Source organism: Pseudomonas sp. 21LCFQ02 (assembly GCF_024129895.2).
GTDB lineage: Bacteria > Pseudomonadota > Gammaproteobacteria > Pseudomonadales > Pseudomonadaceae > Aquipseudomonas.
On record NZ_CM178749.1, the window covers coordinates 337,237 to 355,448 of the forward strand.

20 protein-coding genes are annotated in these 18,212 nt (G+C 58.7%); 17 read left to right on the plus strand and 3 right to left on the minus strand.

Annotated elements, in window-relative coordinates; all coding sequences use genetic code 11:
• Positions 1 to 182 precede the first annotated feature (182 nt).
• Positions 183 to 764, plus strand: coding sequence for an aminoacyl-tRNA hydrolase (pth, locus tag NJC40_RS01620; RefSeq protein ID WP_045483219.1), 582 nt, complete (start codon positions 183 to 185; stop codon positions 762 to 764).
• Positions 765 to 929: 165 nt separating this feature from the next.
• The gene (gene ychF / locus NJC40_RS01625) at positions 930 to 2,030 is read left to right on the plus strand and encodes a redox-regulated ATPase YchF (protein WP_045483222.1); all 1,101 of its coding nucleotides are present in this window, start codon (positions 930 to 932) and stop codon (positions 2,028 to 2,030) included.
• Positions 2,031 to 2,505: 475 nt separating this feature from the next.
• Here the strand turns inward: ychF and NJC40_RS01630 are convergent, their stop codons facing one another.
• The gene (locus NJC40_RS01630) at positions 2,506 to 3,093 is read right to left on the minus strand and encodes a TetR/AcrR family transcriptional regulator (RefSeq protein ID WP_045483225.1); all 588 of its coding nucleotides are present in this window, start codon (positions 3,091 to 3,093) and stop codon (positions 2,506 to 2,508) included.
• 165 nt (positions 3,094 to 3,258) lie between these two features.
• Here NJC40_RS01630 and NJC40_RS01635 point away from each other — a divergent pair, with 165 nt between their 5' ends.
• The 4 genes from NJC40_RS01635 to NJC40_RS01650 all read left to right on the plus strand — a co-directional run bounded on the left by NJC40_RS01635 (position 3,259) and on the right by NJC40_RS01650 (position 7,494).
• Complete coding sequence (locus NJC40_RS01635) at positions 3,259 to 4,359, plus strand: alkene reductase (RefSeq protein ID WP_253140582.1); 1,101 nt, start codon at positions 3,259 to 3,261, stop codon at positions 4,357 to 4,359.
• Positions 4,360 to 4,411: 52 nt separating this feature from the next.
• A complete protein-coding gene (locus NJC40_RS01640; RefSeq protein ID WP_253140583.1) occupies positions 4,412 to 5,194 on the plus strand; it encodes an SDR family NAD(P)-dependent oxidoreductase in 783 nt (260 codons plus the stop codon).
• 144 nt (positions 5,195 to 5,338) lie between these two features.
• On the plus strand, positions 5,339 to 6,337 hold the full coding sequence (locus NJC40_RS01645) for an NADP-dependent oxidoreductase (RefSeq protein ID WP_253140584.1): 999 nt from the start codon (positions 5,339 to 5,341) through the stop codon (positions 6,335 to 6,337).
• Between the two features lie 149 nt (positions 6,338 to 6,486).
• Positions 6,487 to 7,494 carry an aldo/keto reductase gene (locus NJC40_RS01650; protein ID WP_253140585.1) on the plus strand — a complete coding sequence of 336 codons (1,008 nt, stop codon included), beginning with the start codon at positions 6,487 to 6,489 and terminating at the stop codon, positions 7,492 to 7,494.
• A gap of 114 nt (positions 7,495 to 7,608) precedes the next feature.
• Here NJC40_RS01650 and NJC40_RS01655 read toward each other — a convergent pair whose 3' ends face one another.
• Entirely contained in the window at positions 7,609 to 7,845 is a 237-nt protein-coding gene (locus NJC40_RS01655; RefSeq protein WP_253140586.1) for a helix-turn-helix domain-containing protein, read from the minus strand.
• A gap of 76 nt (positions 7,846 to 7,921) precedes the next feature.
• Here NJC40_RS01655 and NJC40_RS01660 point away from each other — a divergent pair, with 76 nt between their 5' ends.
• Entirely contained in the window at positions 7,922 to 8,239 is a 318-nt protein-coding gene (locus NJC40_RS01660; protein WP_253140587.1) for a hypothetical protein, read from the plus strand.
• Positions 8,240 to 8,979: 740 nt separating this feature from the next.
• Positions 8,980 to 10,041 (plus strand): RNA-guided endonuclease InsQ/TnpB family protein, encoded by a 1,062-nt coding sequence (locus tag NJC40_RS01665; RefSeq protein WP_253140588.1) that lies wholly within the window; start codon positions 8,980 to 8,982, stop codon positions 10,039 to 10,041.
• A 128-nt stretch (positions 10,042 to 10,169) separates the two neighbouring features.
• Here the strand turns inward: NJC40_RS01665 and NJC40_RS01670 are convergent, their stop codons facing one another.
• Complete coding sequence (locus NJC40_RS01670) at positions 10,170 to 10,457, minus strand: helix-turn-helix domain-containing protein (protein WP_045483244.1); 288 nt, start codon at positions 10,455 to 10,457, stop codon at positions 10,170 to 10,172.
• A 128-nt stretch (positions 10,458 to 10,585) separates the two neighbouring features.
• Here NJC40_RS01670 and NJC40_RS01675 point away from each other — a divergent pair, with 128 nt between their 5' ends.
• From NJC40_RS01675 to NJC40_RS01715, 9 genes are all read left to right on the plus strand, one after another.
• Positions 10,586 to 10,918, plus strand: a complete 333-nt coding sequence (locus tag NJC40_RS01675; RefSeq protein ID WP_144403193.1) for a hypothetical protein — start codon at positions 10,586 to 10,588, stop codon at positions 10,916 to 10,918.
• A gap of 225 nt (positions 10,919 to 11,143) precedes the next feature.
• Complete coding sequence (locus NJC40_RS01680; protein ID WP_253140589.1) at positions 11,144 to 12,784, plus strand: methyl-accepting chemotaxis protein; 1,641 nt, start codon at positions 11,144 to 11,146, stop codon at positions 12,782 to 12,784.
• A gap of 280 nt (positions 12,785 to 13,064) precedes the next feature.
• Positions 13,065 to 13,244: a hypothetical protein gene (locus NJC40_RS01685; protein ID WP_363321680.1), complete on the plus strand. Its 180-nt coding sequence runs from the start codon at positions 13,065 to 13,067 to the stop codon at positions 13,242 to 13,244.
• A gap of 6 nt (positions 13,245 to 13,250) precedes the next feature.
• Complete coding sequence (locus NJC40_RS01690) at positions 13,251 to 14,510, plus strand: ATP-binding protein (RefSeq protein WP_363321681.1); 1,260 nt, start codon at positions 13,251 to 13,253, stop codon at positions 14,508 to 14,510.
• Entirely contained in the window at positions 14,507 to 15,544 is a 1,038-nt protein-coding gene (locus NJC40_RS01695) for a helix-turn-helix transcriptional regulator (RefSeq protein WP_306456502.1), read from the plus strand. The genes NJC40_RS01690 and NJC40_RS01695 overlap by 4 nt, the downstream gene beginning before the upstream one ends.
• Entirely contained in the window at positions 15,544 to 16,290 is a 747-nt protein-coding gene (locus NJC40_RS01700) for a hypothetical protein (RefSeq protein ID WP_045483251.1), read from the plus strand. Before NJC40_RS01695 ends, NJC40_RS01700 begins: the two co-directional genes overlap by 1 nt.
• On the plus strand, positions 16,287 to 16,583 hold the full coding sequence (locus tag NJC40_RS01705; protein ID WP_253140591.1) for a hypothetical protein: 297 nt from the start codon (positions 16,287 to 16,289) through the stop codon (positions 16,581 to 16,583). The genes NJC40_RS01700 and NJC40_RS01705 overlap by 4 nt, the downstream gene beginning before the upstream one ends.
• 51 nt (positions 16,584 to 16,634) lie before the next feature.
• Complete coding sequence (locus tag NJC40_RS01710; RefSeq protein ID WP_253140592.1) at positions 16,635 to 17,741, plus strand: saccharopine dehydrogenase family protein; 1,107 nt, start codon at positions 16,635 to 16,637, stop codon at positions 17,739 to 17,741.
• Positions 17,738 to 18,208 (plus strand): DUF2269 family protein, encoded by a 471-nt coding sequence (locus NJC40_RS01715; protein WP_253140593.1) that lies wholly within the window; start codon positions 17,738 to 17,740, stop codon positions 18,206 to 18,208. The genes NJC40_RS01710 and NJC40_RS01715 overlap by 4 nt, the downstream gene beginning before the upstream one ends.
• Positions 18,209 to 18,212: the final 4 nt, after the last annotated feature.

An 18,212-nucleotide genomic window follows, 5' to 3' on the forward strand; every position in this document is an offset into this window, starting at 1 on the left:
GGGTGCCTCTAAAAACGTCGGCGAAGCAGCCAGTTTTAAGAGCTACCCGTTACCCGGTAACGCGCAGTTGTTCAGATAGCATCGTGATAAAACAGCGTTTACACCGGTAAATGAGCCCGTTTTGTCCACAGCCGCCTTAGAGCGGCGATGTTATCCACAGCTGTAAGAAGGAAGCCCCTGCAGTGACCGTAAAACTGATCGTTGGCCTGGGAAATCCAGGCGCCGAATACGAACAGACCCGGCATAACGCAGGGGCTTTTTTCGTCGAGCGTATTGCTCAGGCGCAACGGGTCAATCTCGTCGCCGAGCGCAAATTCTTTGGCCTGACCGGACGCTTCACGCATCAGGGTCAGGACGTTCGTCTGTTGATTCCCACCACCTACATGAACCGCAGCGGCCAGGCCGTGGCGGCACTCGCCGGCTTCTACCGTATCGGTATCGACGAGATCCTGGTGGCCCACGACGAACTCGACTTGCCGCCGGGCGTCGCCAAACTCAAGACGGGCGGCGGTCATGGCGGCCACAACGGCCTGCGCGACATCATTGCGCAAATGGCCAACCAGAACACATTTCATCGCCTGCGGCTCGGCATTGGCCACCCAGGGGATGCCAGCAAGGTGTCAGGGTTTGTCCTGGGTCGCGCGCCACGCGCCGAACAGGAAAAGCTCGACGCCAGTATCGACTTTGCCCTCGGCGTGCTGCCGGATATCCTTGCCGGCGACTGGAGCCGTGCGATGCGTACCCTGCACAGCCAAAAGGCCTGACAGGGGGAGCCTCTAAAAACGTAGGCGAGGCAGTCAGCGCAAGGCAAAAACAGGCGAACAAGCGCAGTTGACTGACGGTCAATGAGCATTGTGAGCCTGTTTTAACGCAGCGATGACAACGCAGGTAGTTTTTAGAGCCTCCCCCAAATAACTGAGGGGAACACCATGGGATTCAATTGCGGCATCGTCGGCCTGCCTAACGTCGGCAAGTCCACCCTGTTCAACGCCCTGACCAAGTCGGGCATCGCGGCAGAGAACTTTCCCTTCTGCACCATCGAGCCGAACAGCGGCATCGTACCAATGCCCGACGCGCGCCTGGCGGCCCTGGCAGCCATCGTCAACCCCAAGCGCATCCTGCCGACCACCATGGAATTCGTCGACATCGCAGGTCTGGTAGCCGGTGCCTCGAAAGGCGAAGGCCTGGGCAACAAGTTCCTGGCCAACATCCGTGAAACCGACGCCATCGCCCATGTGGTGCGCTGCTTCGAAGACGAGAACGTGATTCACGTTGCCAACAGCGTCGACCCCAAGCGTGACATCGAAATCATCGACCTGGAACTGATCTTCGCTGACCTCGACAGCTGCGAGAAGCAGGTCCAGAAAGTTGCCCGCAACGCCAAAGGCGGCGACAAAGACGCCGTGGCCCAGAAGGCCCTGCTGGAACAACTCATCGCCCACTTCACCGAAGGCAAGCCAGCGCGCAGCCTGATGAAGAACATGAGCAGCGACGAGAAAGCCGTGATCCGTGGCTTCCACCTGCTGACCAGCAAGCCGGTCATGTACATCGCCAACGTCGCTGAAGACGGCTTCGAGAACAACCCGTTTCTCGACGTCGTCAAAGCCATCGCCGAAGAAGAAGGCGCGGTAGTGGTGCCGGTGTGCAACAAGATCGAAGCCGAAATCGCCGAGCTGGACGAAGGCGAAGAGAAGGACGAATTCCTCGAAGCCCTGGGCCTGGAAGAACCTGGCCTGAACCGCGTCATCCGTGCCGGTTACGAGCTGCTGAACCTGCAGACCTACTTCACCGCCGGCGTGGAAGAAGTACGTGCCTGGACCGTGCGGGTCGGCGCTACTGCGCCGCAGGCGGCCGGTGTGATTCACACCGACTTCGAGAAAGGCTTCATTCGCGCCGAGTGCGTGGCGTATGCCGACTTCATTCAGTTCAAGGGTGAGGCTGGGGCTAAAGAGGCTGGCAAATGGCGCCTGGAAGGCAAGGATTACATCGTTAAAGACGGTGACGTGCTGCACTTCCGCTTTAACGTTTGATGTTCAGCCCCGTGGAGTGACACGCGGCTTGATGCAATGACCAAACCCCCGGTTCGCGTTGGCGACCGGGGGTTTTGTTTTTTTGCCGCAAAGCGTTATTGCACTAGGGGCTGTTGACGTTTCAGCGCAGGCCGCGTTGCAGCGCCAAATCGTGTCAGGCGAGGCGAAGGACGCAGGAAATGGTCGCTCCCTTTTCAAGTCCTTCAACGACGCATGGCGCGATTTGGGGCGCAACCCGCAGGGCCGTGGCTGTTTTGTCACACACACTTCAACAGACTGAAGCCTATGCAGGCCGACAAAACAGACCTCGGCGCGGTTGTGATGAAACGTCATCAGCCCCTAGACCCAGCGCATGCAGACACCGCACTCAACAGCGCCGGCAAAGTTTCCACACCCAGATCCATCACGACCCGGCCAGTAGCGACTGCCCGTGCGGCTGCACCTTCAAGCGAATCAGCGAGGACGTGGGCAATGCTCAGACGCCACTTTGTTTATTCGCTGGCAAAGATGCAATTATGTCGGCACGGCAAGTTTCCAGTATTTCATCCGCGAGAGCCGAGTCATCCGGACACGCCCGAGAAAGGATGACCGCACCGACTGCATGGGCCAGCAGGTCGATCATTCTCGCCCTGGCGTCCTGCTGCGGCGCATCCAGACCTGCCTGAAATTTTTCCTCAAGCGCTGCCAGCATCTTTTCAACGCCAACGGCAAAGGTCGCCTTCAATTGCTCTGATTGGCGAGCCGCGTCACCGCACAGCGCTGCCATCGTACAGCCCTCACCCCGTCCGTCTCGATGACCCCGAGAAACGTACCTGTTTACGAAACCTGCAACATCAAGGTCGCGGGTACGGTCAAGCGATTGCGAAAGGCTATTTTCAGCGGCTTCAGCCATCAGATCAGCCTTGGAACCGAAGTGCTTGTAAAAGCCCCCCTGAGTAAAGCCAGCAGTGGCCATCAGCTCCGTCACACCGACCCCATCGTATCCACGCTCACGAAACAGCTCTGAAGCCGTATCCACAATGCGAGCCCGGTTGGCGAGTGATTGCGTCTTGGTGATCTTCATTGCGCACTCCTGAGCCTGGCAAACATAGGCCGCACTATACTCTGATGTCGATCATAATCAAAACAGTTGACACTTTTGATTACGATCGACATCATAAAAGCCAGCAGCATATCTTTGCCTCCTGGGCGCAGATGGCGGTCCTTGATCAACGAGTATGGAATCAATATGAACGACAAGACCTTGTTTGAGCCCTACACCCTTGGCTCACTGACGCTTTCCAACAGACTCGTCATGGCGCCGCTGACGCGAAACCGCGCTGGGGCGGGTTTTGTGCCGCAGCAGCTCACTGCAACCTACTACGCGCAACGAGCGTCCGCAGGCCTGCTGATTGCTGAGGCCACTCAGATCTCACAGCAAGGACAGGGCTATCAAGATACGCCCGGTATCTATACAGCGGCGCAGATAGAGGGATGGCGCGCTGTGACCGATGCAGTTCACGCCGAAGGAGGACGCATTTTCCTGCAGTTGTGGCATGTAGGGCGCGTTTCTCATGTTGATCTTCAGCAAAACGGTGCAGCGCCAGTAGCGCCTTCTGCCCTTCAAGCCTCGACGAAAGTCTTCGTCAACAACGGCTTCGCCGATGCCTCAGTCCCTCGGGCCCTGGATATCGAAGAGTTGCCCGGGATCGTTAATGACTTTCGCCAAGCGGCAAAAAACGCCATCACTGCGGGGTTTGACGGCGTAGAGATCCACGGCGCCAACGGCTATTTGCTGGATCAGTTCCTGAAAGATGGCGCCAATGTTCGTACTGACGCCTACGGTGGCTCGGTTGAAAACCGTGCACGCCTGCTGCTCGAAGTCACTGATGCCGTGCTCAGCGAGATCGGTGCTGAACGAACCGGAATTCGTATCTCTCCAGTGTCACCTGCCAATGGCGTTTCAAGCAGCGATCCGCAAGCTCAGTTCGACTACCTCGTTGACCAACTCAACGCCCGAAGCCTGGTTTACCTGCACGTGGTCGAAGGTGCGACTGGCGGCCCCCGTGACGTCGCCCCCTTTGATTTTGGCTCCCTGCGCCAGCGCTTCAAAAATACCTACATCGCCAACAACGGCTATGACATTAACCTGGCGACTTCCCGGCTCAACGATGACAAGGCCGATCTGATCGCCTTCGGACGTCCGTTTATTGGCAACCCGGATTTGGTAGAGCGACTCAAGACTGATGCCGCTTTGTCCGCATTCGACCCTGCCACTCTGTATGGCGGAGGTGCAGCCGGCTACATCGACTACCCGACGCTTGCAGAATCCCGCGATGCGCACAACTGAACAACCTCAAACACTGAATCGTTAATCGACGTCCATTCAAGAGCATCTATTTATGAGCATCTCTGAAACCGTACTTATTACTGGCGCCTCTACAGGCATTGGCGCAACTTACGCCGAGCGCTTTGCCCAGCGCGGGCACAACCTGGTACTGGTTGCCCGCGACAAAAGCCGATTAGACGTACTGTCGGCCCGTCTGCGTGAGAAATACAGCGTTGTGGTTGACGTGATTCAGGCTGACCTGACTCAGACCAGCGAACTGGCAACCGTAGAAGCGCGTCTGCGTGAAGACGCTCGCATCGGGATTCTTGTGAATAACGCGGGAGCCGCCCAATCAGGCAGCTTCGTTGATCAATCCACCGACAGCATTGCCAACCTGGTCGCCCTCAACACGACCGCACTGGTCCGACTCTCCAGCGCTATCGCCCCTCGGCTCGCGCAAGCCGGTAGTGGTGCGATTATCAACATTAGCTCGGTCGTCGGGCTGGCACCGGAATATGGGATGGCGGTCTACGGTGCGACCAAGGCGTTTGTGCTGTTTCTCTCGCAAGGGCTGAACCTCGAACTCTCACCCAAAGGTGTGTACGTCCAGGCCGTACTGCCAGCCGCGACCCGTACAGAGATCTGGGAACGTGGAGGCTACGACATCAATACCATCAGCGAAATAATGGAAGTCGCAGACCTGGTCGATGCCGCACTGGTTGGTTTTGATCGCCGCGAACCGGTGACCATTCCACCTCTGCAAGAAGGCACTCGTTGGGATGCCCTACAGGCTGCCCGCCAAGGCTTACTGTCAGATATCCGCCAATCCGCAGTCGCCGAACGCTACAAAAACTGAGGTGCGATTGTCATGCAGCAAACGTTCATATGTTGCTGACACTGAAGCCAAAACAGTCCCTCCTGGACGCCTGAGCAAGTACGTCGATACACGTAGGTGCCACTGGCCTGCGCGCCGCTTTCTGCCATTAAGGGTCGAATAATCATGAAGGCTTTTTTTATCAAGCAATACGGCAAGCGCAGTGGCAGTATCGGTGAGTTACCGGAGCCAAAAGTAGGCGCCAACGACGTTCTGGTGCAAATAAAGGCCACCAGCATAAATCCTCTGGACGCCAAGATCAGATCAGGGGAATTCAAACAGATTCTTCCCTACACATTCCCTCTGATATTGGGCAATGATTTGGCTGGCGTTGTGGTTCGTGTTGGGCCTGGTGTTCGCCAGTTCAAACCTGGCGACGAAGTCTATGCACGGCCTGCGCAAGATCGAATCGGGACATTTGCCGAGCTTATTTCTGTCGACCAGGACTCGTTAGCTCTGAAACCTCGCAACATCAATATGGAGCAAGCGGCGTCATTGCCTCTAGTCGCGCTGACGGCATGGCAAGTGCTGGTTGAAACTGCCCAATTGAAGAAAGGCCAAAAGGTGCTCATCCATGCAGGGTCTGGAGGCGTAGGTAGCGTTGCCATTCAGCTTGCCAGGCATCTGGGTGCTTTCGTTGCCACGACGACAAGCACGCCGAATGTTGAGTGGGTAAAAGCACTCGGGGCTGACATCGTTATTGACTACAAAAAGCAGGATTTCGAGACTGCCCTGAATGACTATGACGTTGTAGTTAACAGCCTAGATCCGGTTGTTCTCAAAAAGTCGGTGAATTGCCTCAAGCCGGGAGGTCTGCTCGTATCGATCTCCGGGCCACCAACCCCTGAGTTTGGCGATGCACAAGGTTTGTCTTGGCCGATCAAACAGATCCTGCGCTTGCTTAGTTTCAGGATCCGGAAAATTTCACACGCAGCCGGGGTCAAATATTCATTCGTTTTCATGCGCGCCAATGGCGCGCAACTGAAAGAAATCACGTCGCTGGTTGAATCGGGCGCCATCAAACCGGTTATCGACAAAGTCTACCCATTTACATCGATCGCTGACGCACTCACGTATGTCGAACAGGGAAGAGTCAAGGGAAAAGTCGTGATTAACCTTGCGTAACCCGGAGTGGGCGAGGATCCAGAAATGGGCCGTAGAAACATCGAAACATCGGGCTCAGTCGTGGGAATGCCAGATGAAGCTTTTTACCGGCAGCGGCAGCCGCAGCGTTCGTGGACTCAAGTGCATCAACATCCCATGTGGAGATAACTATGAACTACCAAACGTTCGGCAATACAGGGCTGCGTGTCTCAGAACTCGCACTCGGCACAGGCAACTTCGGTACTGGCTGGGGCTATGGCGCAGATCCCGACTCCAGTGCGGCGATCTTCAACGCTTACGCAGAGGCCGGTGGCAACTTCATCGACACCGCAGATATCTATCAATTTGGCCAGTCCGAGGAGTTGCTCGCAACGCTGCTTGAGGGACGACGCGACGACTTCGTGCTAGCCACGAAATTCACCAACGGTGCGGCAGCCAGCCCTAACAGGCTTGCGACAGGTAACAGCCGTCGTGCTTTGGTGAGCTCGGCAGAAGCGAGCCTGAGACGTCTTAAAACAGACCGGATCGACATTTACTGGGCCCATCACCCAGACGGTGTAACTCCGGTGGAAGAAATTGTCAGAGGCTTCGAGGATTTGGCACGCGCAGGGAAGATTCTGTACGCGGGCCTGTCCAACTTTCCGGCGTGGCGACTTTCCCGAGCCGTCACGTTAGCCGAGCTCACCCATGCGTTGCCTATTGCAGCGGCTCAATTCGAGCACAGCCTGGTCCACCGGGAGCCCGAAGCTGATCTGTTCCAGGCTTCATATGCTCTGGGTCTTGGCATCGTGACGTGGTCGCCGTTAGGCGGAGGCATGCTGACCGGTAAATATCGACAAGGCGAAAAGGGTCGTGCCGAAGGTTTCGGTGGCAAAGTATTTCAAGCTGAAAACTCCCCTCAGCGCAGCTTGATCCTGGATACAGTTCTGGAGATTGCAGGTGAAATCGGCGTCAGTGCTGGCCAGGTTGCGATTGCATGGGCTGGCACCCACGGGTCGATTCCAATCATCGGGCCGCGCTCCAAGCAGCAACTTACCGACAACCTGGGCGCATTGTCTGTGAACCTCACACATGAACAAATTTGCAAGCTCGATGCGGTCAGCAGCGTGGTTCCTTCTGCGCCGTTGAGGCTGTCAGGGTATGAAGCGGACCGGTCTCGCGCAAGGGTCGTTGCTTAAGGTGATGGGAACTTAACCGGAGGCCCGGCCAGGCCTCCGTGTTTTGGCCGATCCCGAACGCTCAAGGCAATCCAATGCGCGACGCAGTGCGTCGCGCATTGATGAGCCACCAAATTAAAAAGGACTCACCTGTCCACACTCAGGCGCCACGTCCCCCGTGGTAAGCCAAAACGCATATTTCCTGAACCGCTCATGATTGGCGACTTTCAGGAAAGGCTGCCGCCCCATCTCAGTGATCGCAGCTTCGTACTTTTTCCAGCTACTGATACTGATGCCAACAACCTCACAAAACTCACCCTGCGTCAGGCCCTCCCGGGCGCGGATGGCTTTCATTTTTTCAGGCAGATCCACGCTTCGACATCTCCATTGACAAGTTCCACCCCGCCCCGCCAGCGCCATTGATCACACCGGCAAGCGTCGCGGCAAGATGACGGCCATTGCCTGGTATCGCCGTAGCCATTCCGGCAAAGCCACGGTCTGGCTGTGCCGCTGCGATTGCGGGCTGTTTGAATACCGGCGCCCCGGCACCTGGGTTGCCCGGCCTTTCCCTGATGATATGTGTCGTGCGTGTCTGCGAGGCAAAGGCCCCAATGCCCGGCATACAGCCCCGGAGCGTCTGCAGCGATGGTGTGCTGAACTGCGCAGCCTTGGCCTGACCGACGTGGAGATTGCCCGGATTCAGGCACCTGGCGCGACTGTGGAGACCAGAGGCAAGACTGCGGCCGAGATCCGCGAGCAGCTGTAGCTGCAACAGTGTTCACCAAGGTACTGGATGCCCGCGGTGGGAGCTACCTTGGTAGCGAAGAGGCCGGTAAAGTCACAGCAACTGCTGCGAATGTGCTGGCGCCTTCGTCGGCAACCGGAGCGTCGGCCGACTGCTCCCACCGGGGGCATACGTGCTTAAGTGAACAGCCTTGCGGCTAAAGCCGCTCACAAATTGCTGAGGCCCAGCCAAGCGATTATCCGGCCCCACTCAATCCGCTATGCATTGAATTCCGGATCGGGAGCGCCGGCTAGAACGCATGCAATGTCCCGGTCTACTTCGGGTTCTGGAACTGGCCGATCAATGATCAGTTGCTGGACGAGCTATCGGCCATGACCGGGCATCGCTATCGTCTGGTGCATCAGCACACCTGAATCGGGAGCACACAATGAATCTCGACAACGATACGTACGTGACGACCAGCGAGGCGCTGGCGCAGCTCTGCGGCGCCGTGGCCCGGCCCTTAAGGAAGTCGATCACCTGATTGATAGCGAAGCCGATGATAAGGCGCTGCCTGGGCGTATTGCCGCCAGCTTGTATCAGGCTTGCAGAAACAGTGATTGGACCCGCTGCCAGTGCTCTGGAAAATCGGGTCGCAAGATTCATTTACCAAGCTGGCGCGAAAAGCCCCTTCCTTCAGGTGGGGGATAAAAGCGCCACCGCGAAGCGGTCATAGGGGTTAACATCCATAAAACCGCCCCATCCTGTGTTTCATGACTGAAATGAAAGCGACCAAAACCCTCAGGATTCGAGTGCGAGACAAGCACGCAGCGCAATTGAGTGAAGCTTCTCGTGCTGTGAATTTTGTGTGGAACTACGTAAACGAGTTGAGTAGTCGCTCGATTCGCGAGCGTGGTCGTTTTCTGTCGGCGTTCGACATTCACAAGTACACCAACGGGGCCGGCAAAGACCTGGGACTGCACAGCCAATCGGTGCAGGCTGTTGCCGACGAATATGTCACACGGCGCAAGCAGTTCAAAAAGCGTCAGCTACGCTGGCGCTGCTCGGGCGGCGCTCGGCGCAGCCTGGGCTGGGTGCCCCTCAAGGCCGGCGCTGCTGTCTGGAAAAACGGCCAGGTCGTCTTCAACAAACAGCACTTCAAGGTCTGGGACAGCTACGGCCTGGCGGGCTTTAAATTCAGATCCGGTAGCTTCAACGAGGACAGCCGTGGACGCTGGTATTTCAACGTCGTGATCGAAGTCGACCGGCAGTTATCGCCAGGCCAGGACGCGGTGGGTATCGACCTCGGACTGAAAACCACGGCCACCTGCAGCGACGGTGATCGCCTTGAAAGCGGTAGGTTCTACCGGGATCTGGAAAGAGCCCTGGGCACGGCCCAGCGGGCCGGCAAGAAGGCCCGTGTACGGGCGATTCACGCCAAGGTTGCGAACCGCCGCAAGGATGCCCTGCATAAGTTCAGCAACGCGCTGGTCGCGCGTTGTGGCGTCATTGTGGTGGGCGATGTGAGCTCACTGAAACTCGCGAAAACCAGGATGGCCAAGTCGGTGCTGGACGCCGGCTGGGGCCAATTGAAAACCATGCTGGAATACAAATGCGATCACGCAGGCACGGTTTTCAAGGTTGTCAGCGAGAGAAACACCACCCAAACCTGTTCGAGCTGCAAGCAATTGCCGGACTCGAGGCCCAGAGGTATCGCAGGGCTTGGAATAAGGGAATGGACTTGTTGTGGGTGCGGTGCCACCCACGACCGCGACGTCAACGCCGCAAAGAACATTCTCGCGCTCGGGCATGAGCGTCCAATTGTGGGAATCCCCGCCCTTTAGGGCGGGGAGGATGTCAATTCAGTGCTTGCTGAACGCGCCCGATCGAACATGCTGAAAAAACTGACCCACTCATCAACTAACAAGTTCGGGCTTCATAACTTCCTCACCATCGAGGTATAACGCCTGCTTCAAGTTATCTTTCCCATACGAACGTTTAGCCGTTCCAGAAGAAGCTTGACCACCTCCTCCTGACTGAGCGCACCGCGCTTTGCGTAGCACACGACCAATAGTTCCAGCGGATGGACGCCCATCCTCGCTGCCAGTTGATCGAGCTTCTCCAGCGTGGGGCTTTTCAAGCCCCGTTCGATTTCAGAAAGGTAGGTCCGGCCGCTGACCCCGACAAAATCTTCCTGGGTCAGTCCTTTGGACTCTCGAATTTCTTTCAGCGCAGCACCGACGGCTTTGCTCAGCTCCATGGCGTGCCCCTTTACAAAAGAAAGGGTTTTCGCTTGAATGCATGCAATAGCACTACACGCTATAGCAGTCGCACCTAAAATTTATCCCCTCAGTTTTAGTACCGCCCCCAGCAGGAAGCAACTCGCTCATGATCACCAAGGACTTGCAAACGCAACTAACGGCCCATCTTTTTTCATTATTGTCCCCCGATTCCCCGTCAGGCTCAGCGCTCGAAACTTGCACCACAAATGAACAGGCCCATGTGCGTGCCGAAATGGTCAGCGCGCTCTGCTGCTATTTAATGAAAGACTGGGAACAGCTGCCCGAGTACAGCAAGCGCCCAATCGATTTCAACTTCGTGGCCGGCAGCGAGGCTGAGGAAGTCGCCCTGAAACAACTGGCCAGGGTCTTCATGGAATACGCGGAGATTGCCTTGAAAAACGCGCTGGCTTCGCAGCGCGAGCGGCAGGCAGACAAGTAACCAAACGTTTCTTTGCGCACAGCGCCCGGTGCTGCCCCGCCAAGCCACAACAGGTTCAGGCTGGGGCTTTCGGCTCGTTGCTGACGGGAGTTCTGCGAACATCGCTTGATCTGGATCAGCTCGTAACGCGGCGCCGCCGTTAATCTTGGCAAAATGCCACTAAAGTTTTCGCACTTCTGTTCGAGACACTGGCTACAGAAAATAATTCAGCCTGGATGCTGCACTATGCCTTTGCGTAATTTCAGTTTGCAAACCAAGCTGCTGCTGGTGTTGACCGTGGTCAACCTGATCAGTGTGGTGTCGTTCATCAGCTACGCCCAATACGCCAAGACTCAGGACATCCGCCAGCAGATCGACAATCGCCTGCGCACCGCAGCTTATGCGGTGCCACGAGTGCTGGGCGACAACTACCTTGACCGCGCGCGCAAGGCCGATGGCCTCAAGGAAGGCGAGTACCTCAGCCAGGTGCGCAACCTGGGCGAGTACGCCGGGGATGTGGATCTCAAGTATGCCTACAGCATGATGGTCGATGCGCAGGGCCAGGTGTATTACCTGGCCGACGGCTCCAGCGCTGCCGACATTGCCAATAACAGCTATTCAAAACACCTGCAGCATTACACCGATGCCAGCCCGGCAGTGCTGGAGGCGGCGCGCAGCGGGCAAGCGCAGTTTGACGAGTACACCGACAGCTATGGCAGTTTCCGCTCGATCTTCCTGCCACTGCGCACCGCCAGCGGCCAGGCCTATGTGATCGGTGTGGATGTCACCCTGACCGCCCTGCAACAGGCTATCCGCGCCAGCCTGTACAGCCTGTTGCTGATCGGCGCCGCCACCTTCGGTATCGGTTTGCTGCTGTCGTGGCTGGCGGCGCGGATGCTGGTGCAGGGCATTCACCACCTGACCGGCCAGCTCAACCATATTGCTGACAAACGCGACCTGTCGACCACCGTGACCGTCATCACCGGCGATGAAATGGGCCAGATGGGCAAGCGCCTGTCGAGCCTGTTGCAGGACGTGCGCCAGACCCTGGGCAGCGCCTCGGGCATGGCTGACAACAACCAGCGGCTGGCCGCGACCTTTCTGTTGCTGGCTGAAGACATTGCCAGGCGCATTCAGCAAGCCGGTGGCCAACTGGCCGATATCAACCAGCACGGCCAGTCGATTCGTCAGTCGGCCGAGCAGTCGTCCAATCTGGCCGGCACGGTGCGCGGTTACCTGGAATGCGCCACCAGCGAACTGACCCGCACCCATCAAGACCTCAAAAGCCTGATCGGCGATGTGCACCACAGCACCTCGGCCAATATAGAACTGGCCGGTGACCTGAACCGCCTGAGCAGCGAGGCCGAGCAGATCGGTCAGGTGCTGCAGATGATTGCCGGGATTTCTGACCAGACCAACCTGCTGGCACTCAACGCCGCCATCGAAGCTGCGCGTGCCGGTGAAGCCGGGCGCGGCTTTGCGGTGGTGGCTGATGAAGTGCGCAAGCTGGCCGGCCAGACCCAGAGCGTGCTGACCGACGCCCAGCAAGTGATCAGCGCTGTAACCCAGGGTATCCGCCAGACCGCCCAGCGCATGGGCAGCGCGGCCGAACAGTCGCGCAACCTTGCCACCGCCTCGGACGGTACCCTGGATGTGATCGACGGGCTGGTCAAACAAATGGGCCAGGTCAGCGACACCATGGACCGCGCCCTGGCCAGCAGCGAAGAAATCCAGCACGCGGTGACCGACATCGCCGGCCGCCTGGGCGGCATGCATGAAACCTTCGAACAGACGCATCAGGGCGTGACCGAGATCCACGACTCGGCCACCACCCTGGGCAACAATGCTCAGGCGCTGAAGGTAGGGCTTGGCGTGTTCATGACCTGAGTAGTGGGTCTGAGTAGCGAGCTTTGCTCTCTCAGAATGCGGTTCCGTCTGCTGGAGCAAACATCGCTTACCAAAGCATCCATTCTGCAAGACCGGCTGCGGCGCAGTAGCCGGATTGTCAGAGCACCGGGCTGATTCCCGAATACAAACTCGCTGCGACACATCCTGACTATTGCCTGCTGCAAGCTGTCTCTACTGCCCCTCAGGAGAGACACCATGCCCACCAAGGCCCTTGCCCCCCATCGCCCACAACAGCCCGCGCGCCGAGGACACCTGCGCCTTGTCATTGAAGTGGTGCTATCAATTGCTGCTGGAGCTTGGCGAGCATCGGACTTTTATCAGGCGGCATGGCCTCAACGACGACGATCTGGCCGTCGAGTTGGGCCTTGGCAAGTGGGTGGACGCCGATGAGGCCAGCCCGGTCCAGTTGCGCCGCGCCCTGCGCGGGGCGGCGCGGTAGTTCGATGTGGATCATCCGTGCCTGACCTATCCCGACCGCCTGGCCGCTAACCTGATGGCGCTGGGCGAACTGTTGGCCTTGAACGAGACCGAGTTGCAGGTGCTGGGTTTCTGCGTGCTGATGTGCAGCGACCCGATTCTCAACGACACCACCGATCAACTGGGCATGCTCGGTTTCAACCGCGCTGTACGGGTCTTGTCGGTATTGTTGGGTTTGCCACAGCCCAGGGTCGAAGCCTGCCTGAGCAACGACAGCACGCTGGTGCGCAGCGGTTTGCTGGAAGTCAGCACCTCGGCCCGGGCCTCAATGGTACTCACGGCGATTATCTCGGTGGCTAACCCGGAACTGCCGGGGCTGCTGCGCTACAGCCAGGGCACGGCTCTGGAGCTGTTCAGCTATGCCTTTCGCCTGAGCCCGTCGGGTAACCTGGCTCACGAACATTACAGCCACTTGCGCCAGCCGCTGACCATTGCCGAGCGCTATCTGAACAAGGCGCTGATCAATAAACGCCGGGGCGTGAACATACTGCTGTACGGCCCGCCCGGTACCGGCAAGACCGCCTTCGGTCGCTGGCTGGCACAGGCGTTGGGCAAGCCGTTGCTGGCCAAGCGGGTGTCCGACCTGGTCTCGCCCTACGTGGGTATGACCGAGCAGAACCTCGCAGGGGCCTTCGAGCAAGCGCAACAGCAAGATGCAGTGTTGCTGCTCGATGAGGTCGACAGTTTCCTGCAAGACCGACGCAAGGCTCGCCAGAGCTGGGAGATCACTGCAGTAAACGAAATGCTGACGCAAATGGAGAGTTATCGCGGACTGTTCATTGCCTCGACCAATCTGATCGCCGATCTGGACCAGGCGTCGCTGCGCCGCTTCGACTTACAAGGTGTACTTCGGCTACCTGAGCGCGCAGCAGGCGCAGTCGCTGTTCGCCACGCACCTCAAGGGTCTGAATCTCAAGGATCCACAACAGGCCGCCGCCAGCCGCCTGCGCGGCGAAGCGCACCTGACGCCGGGCGACTTTGCCGCGGTGACCCGCCAAGCGCGCTTCAAGCCCTTCGCCACGGCCAACAAGCTGGCCACTGCCCTGCTCGCCGAGTGCCGCCTGAAACCTGCGGCGCAGCAACGGCCGATCGGTTTCATTCATTGATTGACACTCAAATTTTCGGGCTCTGCGCCGATAGCCCGCAAACCGGAATTATTAGACGGCTTACTGCCGCCTGGCCACAAGGAAGAATGCTTTGCCCTCTGCCAAAACGAAGTCGGCTTTGAGCCGCCAGTGGGACTTGCTCAAGCTGCTGCCACGCACCTCGCCAGGTTACACCGTGGCCGATCTGCACAAACGCCTTATCAATGGAGGGCATGAAATCACCCGGCGTACCGTCGAGCGCGACCTTCTGGATCTGTCCTTTGCGTTCAACCTGCACAGCGAGGAAAGCACTACCCCACGCGGCTGGTTCTTGCCTCGCGGAGCTGATCTGGCACTGTCAGGGATCAGCCTGCCCGAAGCCGTCAGCCTGCGCCTGGTCGAAGATGCCGTACGCCCGCTATTGCCAGCCAGCATGCTCAGTATTCTGGACTCACGCTTTAATCTTGCCCGCAGCAAGCTTGAGGGCGTTGAGGATGGCAGCCCTGGCGCACGCTGGCCCGAGAAAGTCGCCAGTGTGCGCTCTGACTTCAACCTGTTGCCGCCACAGATCAATGCCAGAACGTTGGAAACCATCCAGCAGGCGCTGATCACCGAAAAGCAGCTCCGCTGTCGCTACTACTCGGCGCATTCAGACAAATCCAGCGAACTGACCCTCAACCCGCTGGCCATCGTGCAAAGGGGCCAGATCACTTACCTGATCGCTACGGCCGAAGGCTACAGCGACATCCGTCAGTACGCGGCGCATCGCTTTCAGGACATCGAAGAACTGCAGGTGCCGTGTGAGGGCGTGCAGCAGTTCAAGCTGCAGGATTACCTGGCCACCGACGCTCTGCAGTTCGGCACGCCGACAAAAATCCGCTTCAAGGCCTGGATCAGTGCCCGCCAGGCCCGCCTGATTCGCGAAACACCGCTCAGCCAGGATATGGAACTGCAGGCGCAGGAGGACGGTTTTCTGGTGCAAGCCACCGTGAGCGATACCTGGCAATTGCAGTGGTGGGTTCTGTCTCAGGGTGATGACCTGGTGGTCCATGAACCGGTCGAGCTTCGCCAGCGAGTCCAGAATACGTTGCGCCGGGCTCTGCGGGCTTACGACGACAACCACTCTCATCAAGCAGCGCAACAAACCGAAGCAACAACCGACAACCAAGGAAAGTAATGAAAAAGGCCATCAGGAAAGAACACCGGGCGCGCCGTGCCATTCTGGTACTTGAATCGCCATGGCAACTGGATGAGCGGGATGCCAACCGCTCCAGTGTCGTACCCTTTGTGGAAGGCATCGCCAAATACGCTGGCGATACTGAGGTCTACCACGCCAACTTCTACAACAAGCGCACCTTCGAGCAGGCCTTTGATGTGCTGCGTCGTTGTGGCGCAGACAACGCTCTGGTGTACATCGCCGCACACGGCGCCAAAGGCAAGATTGCAGGGTCGAAAATCGAAGACCTGATTTTCACAATCGGCGCGCATGCCCAAGAGTCCAACATCACCGGCATCATGATCGGGTCCTGCTACGTGGGTGAGGACACAACCATGATGGAAGTGTTCATGGAAGGCACCGGGCTGCGCTGGTGCGCCGGTTATGGTTCCAGTTGCGAATGGCTGACCGGTACCATGATCGACTGCGCGATCATGGCGCAGATGCTCGAACTCGATGAAGATGATCTAAGCGACCGAGACCTGATGGTTGAAAACCTCGGAGCAGCATTGAGTCCGTTTTCCAGAAGTTTTGCTATTGGTGCCGACACCGCGAACAACGATGTCGCGCTGGAAGACTCCATCAACTTCGTCGTCCAGCCTTCCGGACGGGGCTTCCGGGCCCGGGACGTCAAGGCGGAAGTTCTCGCCGAGTACGAGTTCTTTCAGATCTACGAAGACTATGACGAAGAAGACGAGGACGATTGATCCTCGATACCCGCCTGAGGATGATCAGGCACTGGTCCGGCAACTGGAAGAAACACGTTATCCATCCCCGCCCTGACCGGCGGGGCTGGTCGCGCCCCGATGGTCAGGACATTCACGGCCCCTGCCAGAGTAGCCGCCGTCTGCCCATGAATACGTTTGGCGACATACCCCTGGAGCATACGACCCTGACCATCGATGCAGATCGACACCTGCGCCTTGTCTATTACACTCCGGGCGAAAACTGCAGCACAAAGATCGAGTTCGAACAGTGGCTGGCTTCACCGCAGTTGTGACGAAACAGAAACGGATCCTAGAATCCCCCCGAACCTCACAGGGAGTCACGCATGTCATTCAGGGTGCTGGTTGTCGGCGGCTACGGCAATTTCGGTTTTATCGTCTGTCGGCATCTGTCCGATGTGCCGGGCATCGAGCTGTTCGCGGCCGGGCGCGATGCGGCGCGTTTGCACAAGCTGGCAGGCCAATTCCCGCTGCAGACCTGGTGCGGTGACGCCCAGGGGGCAGGGTTTGCCGAGGCGCTGCGTCAGTTGCAGATCAATCTGGTGATCCACACCGGCGGGCCGTTTCAGGGGCAGCCCTACCGGGTCGCCGAGCAGTGCATCGAAGCGGGCGTGCATTACTGCGACCTGGCCGACTGCCGGACCTTCGTCAACGGTATTGATGTGCTCGATGCCCAGGCCAAAGCGGCCGGGGTCGCCGTGCTCAGCGGCTGCAGTTCGGTGCCGAGCCTGTCGGCGGCGTTGCTGGATGAACACCGCCAGCGCTTCAGCCGCATCGACCGGATCGAGCACGGCATTTCCTCGTCCTCGAAGATGCCCGGCCTGGCCACCATCGAGGGCGTCCTGGCTTACGCTGGCCAGCCGATCCTGCAACGCCGCAATGGCCAGCCCCACGCGGTGCCAGGCTGGCTGGGCTTGCAACGCCGGCATTTAGCGGGGCTGGGCTGGCGCTGGCTGGCCAATGTCGATGTACCGGACATGGACCTGTTCGGTGCCCGTTATGGCGCCCGTGAGCTGGTGTTCAAGGCCGGTCCCGGCCTGATGCCCGGCGCCTTGGCCAATGCGCTGCTGGCCCAGGCGCGGCGCATGGGGCTGATCAACGACCCGCAACCCTGGGCGCGGCGCCTGCACCGGCTGGGCACGGCCTGCGAACGGTTCGGTAACGGTCTCAGCGCGCTGTACATCGACGCCCATGGCGTGGACCACAACAACCTGCCGTTGCGCCTGAATATCCAGCTCACCGCCGCACGCGAGAAAGGCCCGGAAATACCCAGCTGCGCCTCGGTGGCGTTGGCCCGCAAGCTGGCCAACGGTTACCGGCCTGCAGCAGGCGCGCGCCCTTGCCTGGACGAAATCAGCGTGGCCGAGTACCTGGCCGCCATCGACGCACCGAACGATATCCGGCTCAGCGTGCAGTACCAAGGTCCGGCATGACTTACCTGTACCTCAAGTATCTGCACGTCATCGCAGCGGTATTTCTGTTCGGTTTCGGTATGGGTTCGTACCTGTACCTGATCGCCGCGCAGCGTACCCGCAACCCTGTGGTCATCGCCTCAGTGGCACAGATGGTGGTGCGCTTTGACACCTGGATCACCACCCCGGCCGGGGTCCTGCAATTGGCCACCGGCCTTGGCATGCTGCACCTGACCGGTCTGTCGATAGCCCAGCCCTGGCTGCGCGATGCGCTGATCGTGTTTGTCGCGGTCGGCCTGTTGTGGCTGCCGGTGCTGGTGCTGCAAAAACGCATGCAGAGCCTGGCCGAACACGCCGCCGAGCGCGGTCTGGCACTGCCGTCGAACTGGAACCGGCTGTACCGGCCATGGCTATGGATGGGCGTGGCGGGGTTCGCCGGGATGTTCGTGATTGTGCTGTTGATGGTGACCAAGCAGGGCTTGTTTTAAAGCA

Bases quoted from the DNA above. Each gene is read 5' to 3' on its own strand.
- NJC40_RS01710 (WP_253140592.1), top strand. From the start codon at position 16,635: ATGTCATTCAGGGTGCTGGTTGTCGGCGGCTACGGCAATTTCGGTTTT.
- ychF (WP_045483222.1), top strand. From the start codon at position 930: ATGGGATTCAATTGCGGCATCGTCGGCCTGCCTAACGTCGGCAAGTCC.
- NJC40_RS01680 (WP_253140589.1), top strand. From the start codon at position 11,144: ATGCCTTTGCGTAATTTCAGTTTGCAAACCAAGCTGCTGCTGGTGTTG.
- NJC40_RS01635 (WP_253140582.1), top strand. From the start codon at position 3,259: ATGAACGACAAGACCTTGTTTGAGCCCTACACCCTTGGCTCACTGACG.
- NJC40_RS01675 (WP_144403193.1), top strand. From the start codon at position 10,586: ATGATCACCAAGGACTTGCAAACGCAACTAACGGCCCATCTTTTTTCA.
- NJC40_RS01715 (WP_253140593.1), top strand. From the start codon at position 17,738: ATGACTTACCTGTACCTCAAGTATCTGCACGTCATCGCAGCGGTATTT.
- NJC40_RS01640 (WP_253140583.1), top strand. From the start codon at position 4,412: ATGAGCATCTCTGAAACCGTACTTATTACTGGCGCCTCTACAGGCATT.
- NJC40_RS01665 (WP_253140588.1), top strand. From the start codon at position 8,980: ATGAAAGCGACCAAAACCCTCAGGATTCGAGTGCGAGACAAGCACGCA.
- NJC40_RS01700 (WP_045483251.1), top strand. From the start codon at position 15,544: ATGAAAAAGGCCATCAGGAAAGAACACCGGGCGCGCCGTGCCATTCTG.
- NJC40_RS01660 (WP_253140587.1), top strand. From the start codon at position 7,922: ATGACGGCCATTGCCTGGTATCGCCGTAGCCATTCCGGCAAAGCCACG.
- NJC40_RS01630 (WP_045483225.1), bottom strand. From the start codon at position 3,093: ATGAAGATCACCAAGACGCAATCACTCGCCAACCGGGCTCGCATTGTG.
- NJC40_RS01650 (WP_253140585.1), top strand. From the start codon at position 6,487: ATGAACTACCAAACGTTCGGCAATACAGGGCTGCGTGTCTCAGAACTC.
- NJC40_RS01670 (WP_045483244.1), bottom strand. From the start codon at position 10,457: ATGGAGCTGAGCAAAGCCGTCGGTGCTGCGCTGAAAGAAATTCGAGAG.
- NJC40_RS01645 (WP_253140584.1), top strand. From the start codon at position 5,339: ATGAAGGCTTTTTTTATCAAGCAATACGGCAAGCGCAGTGGCAGTATC.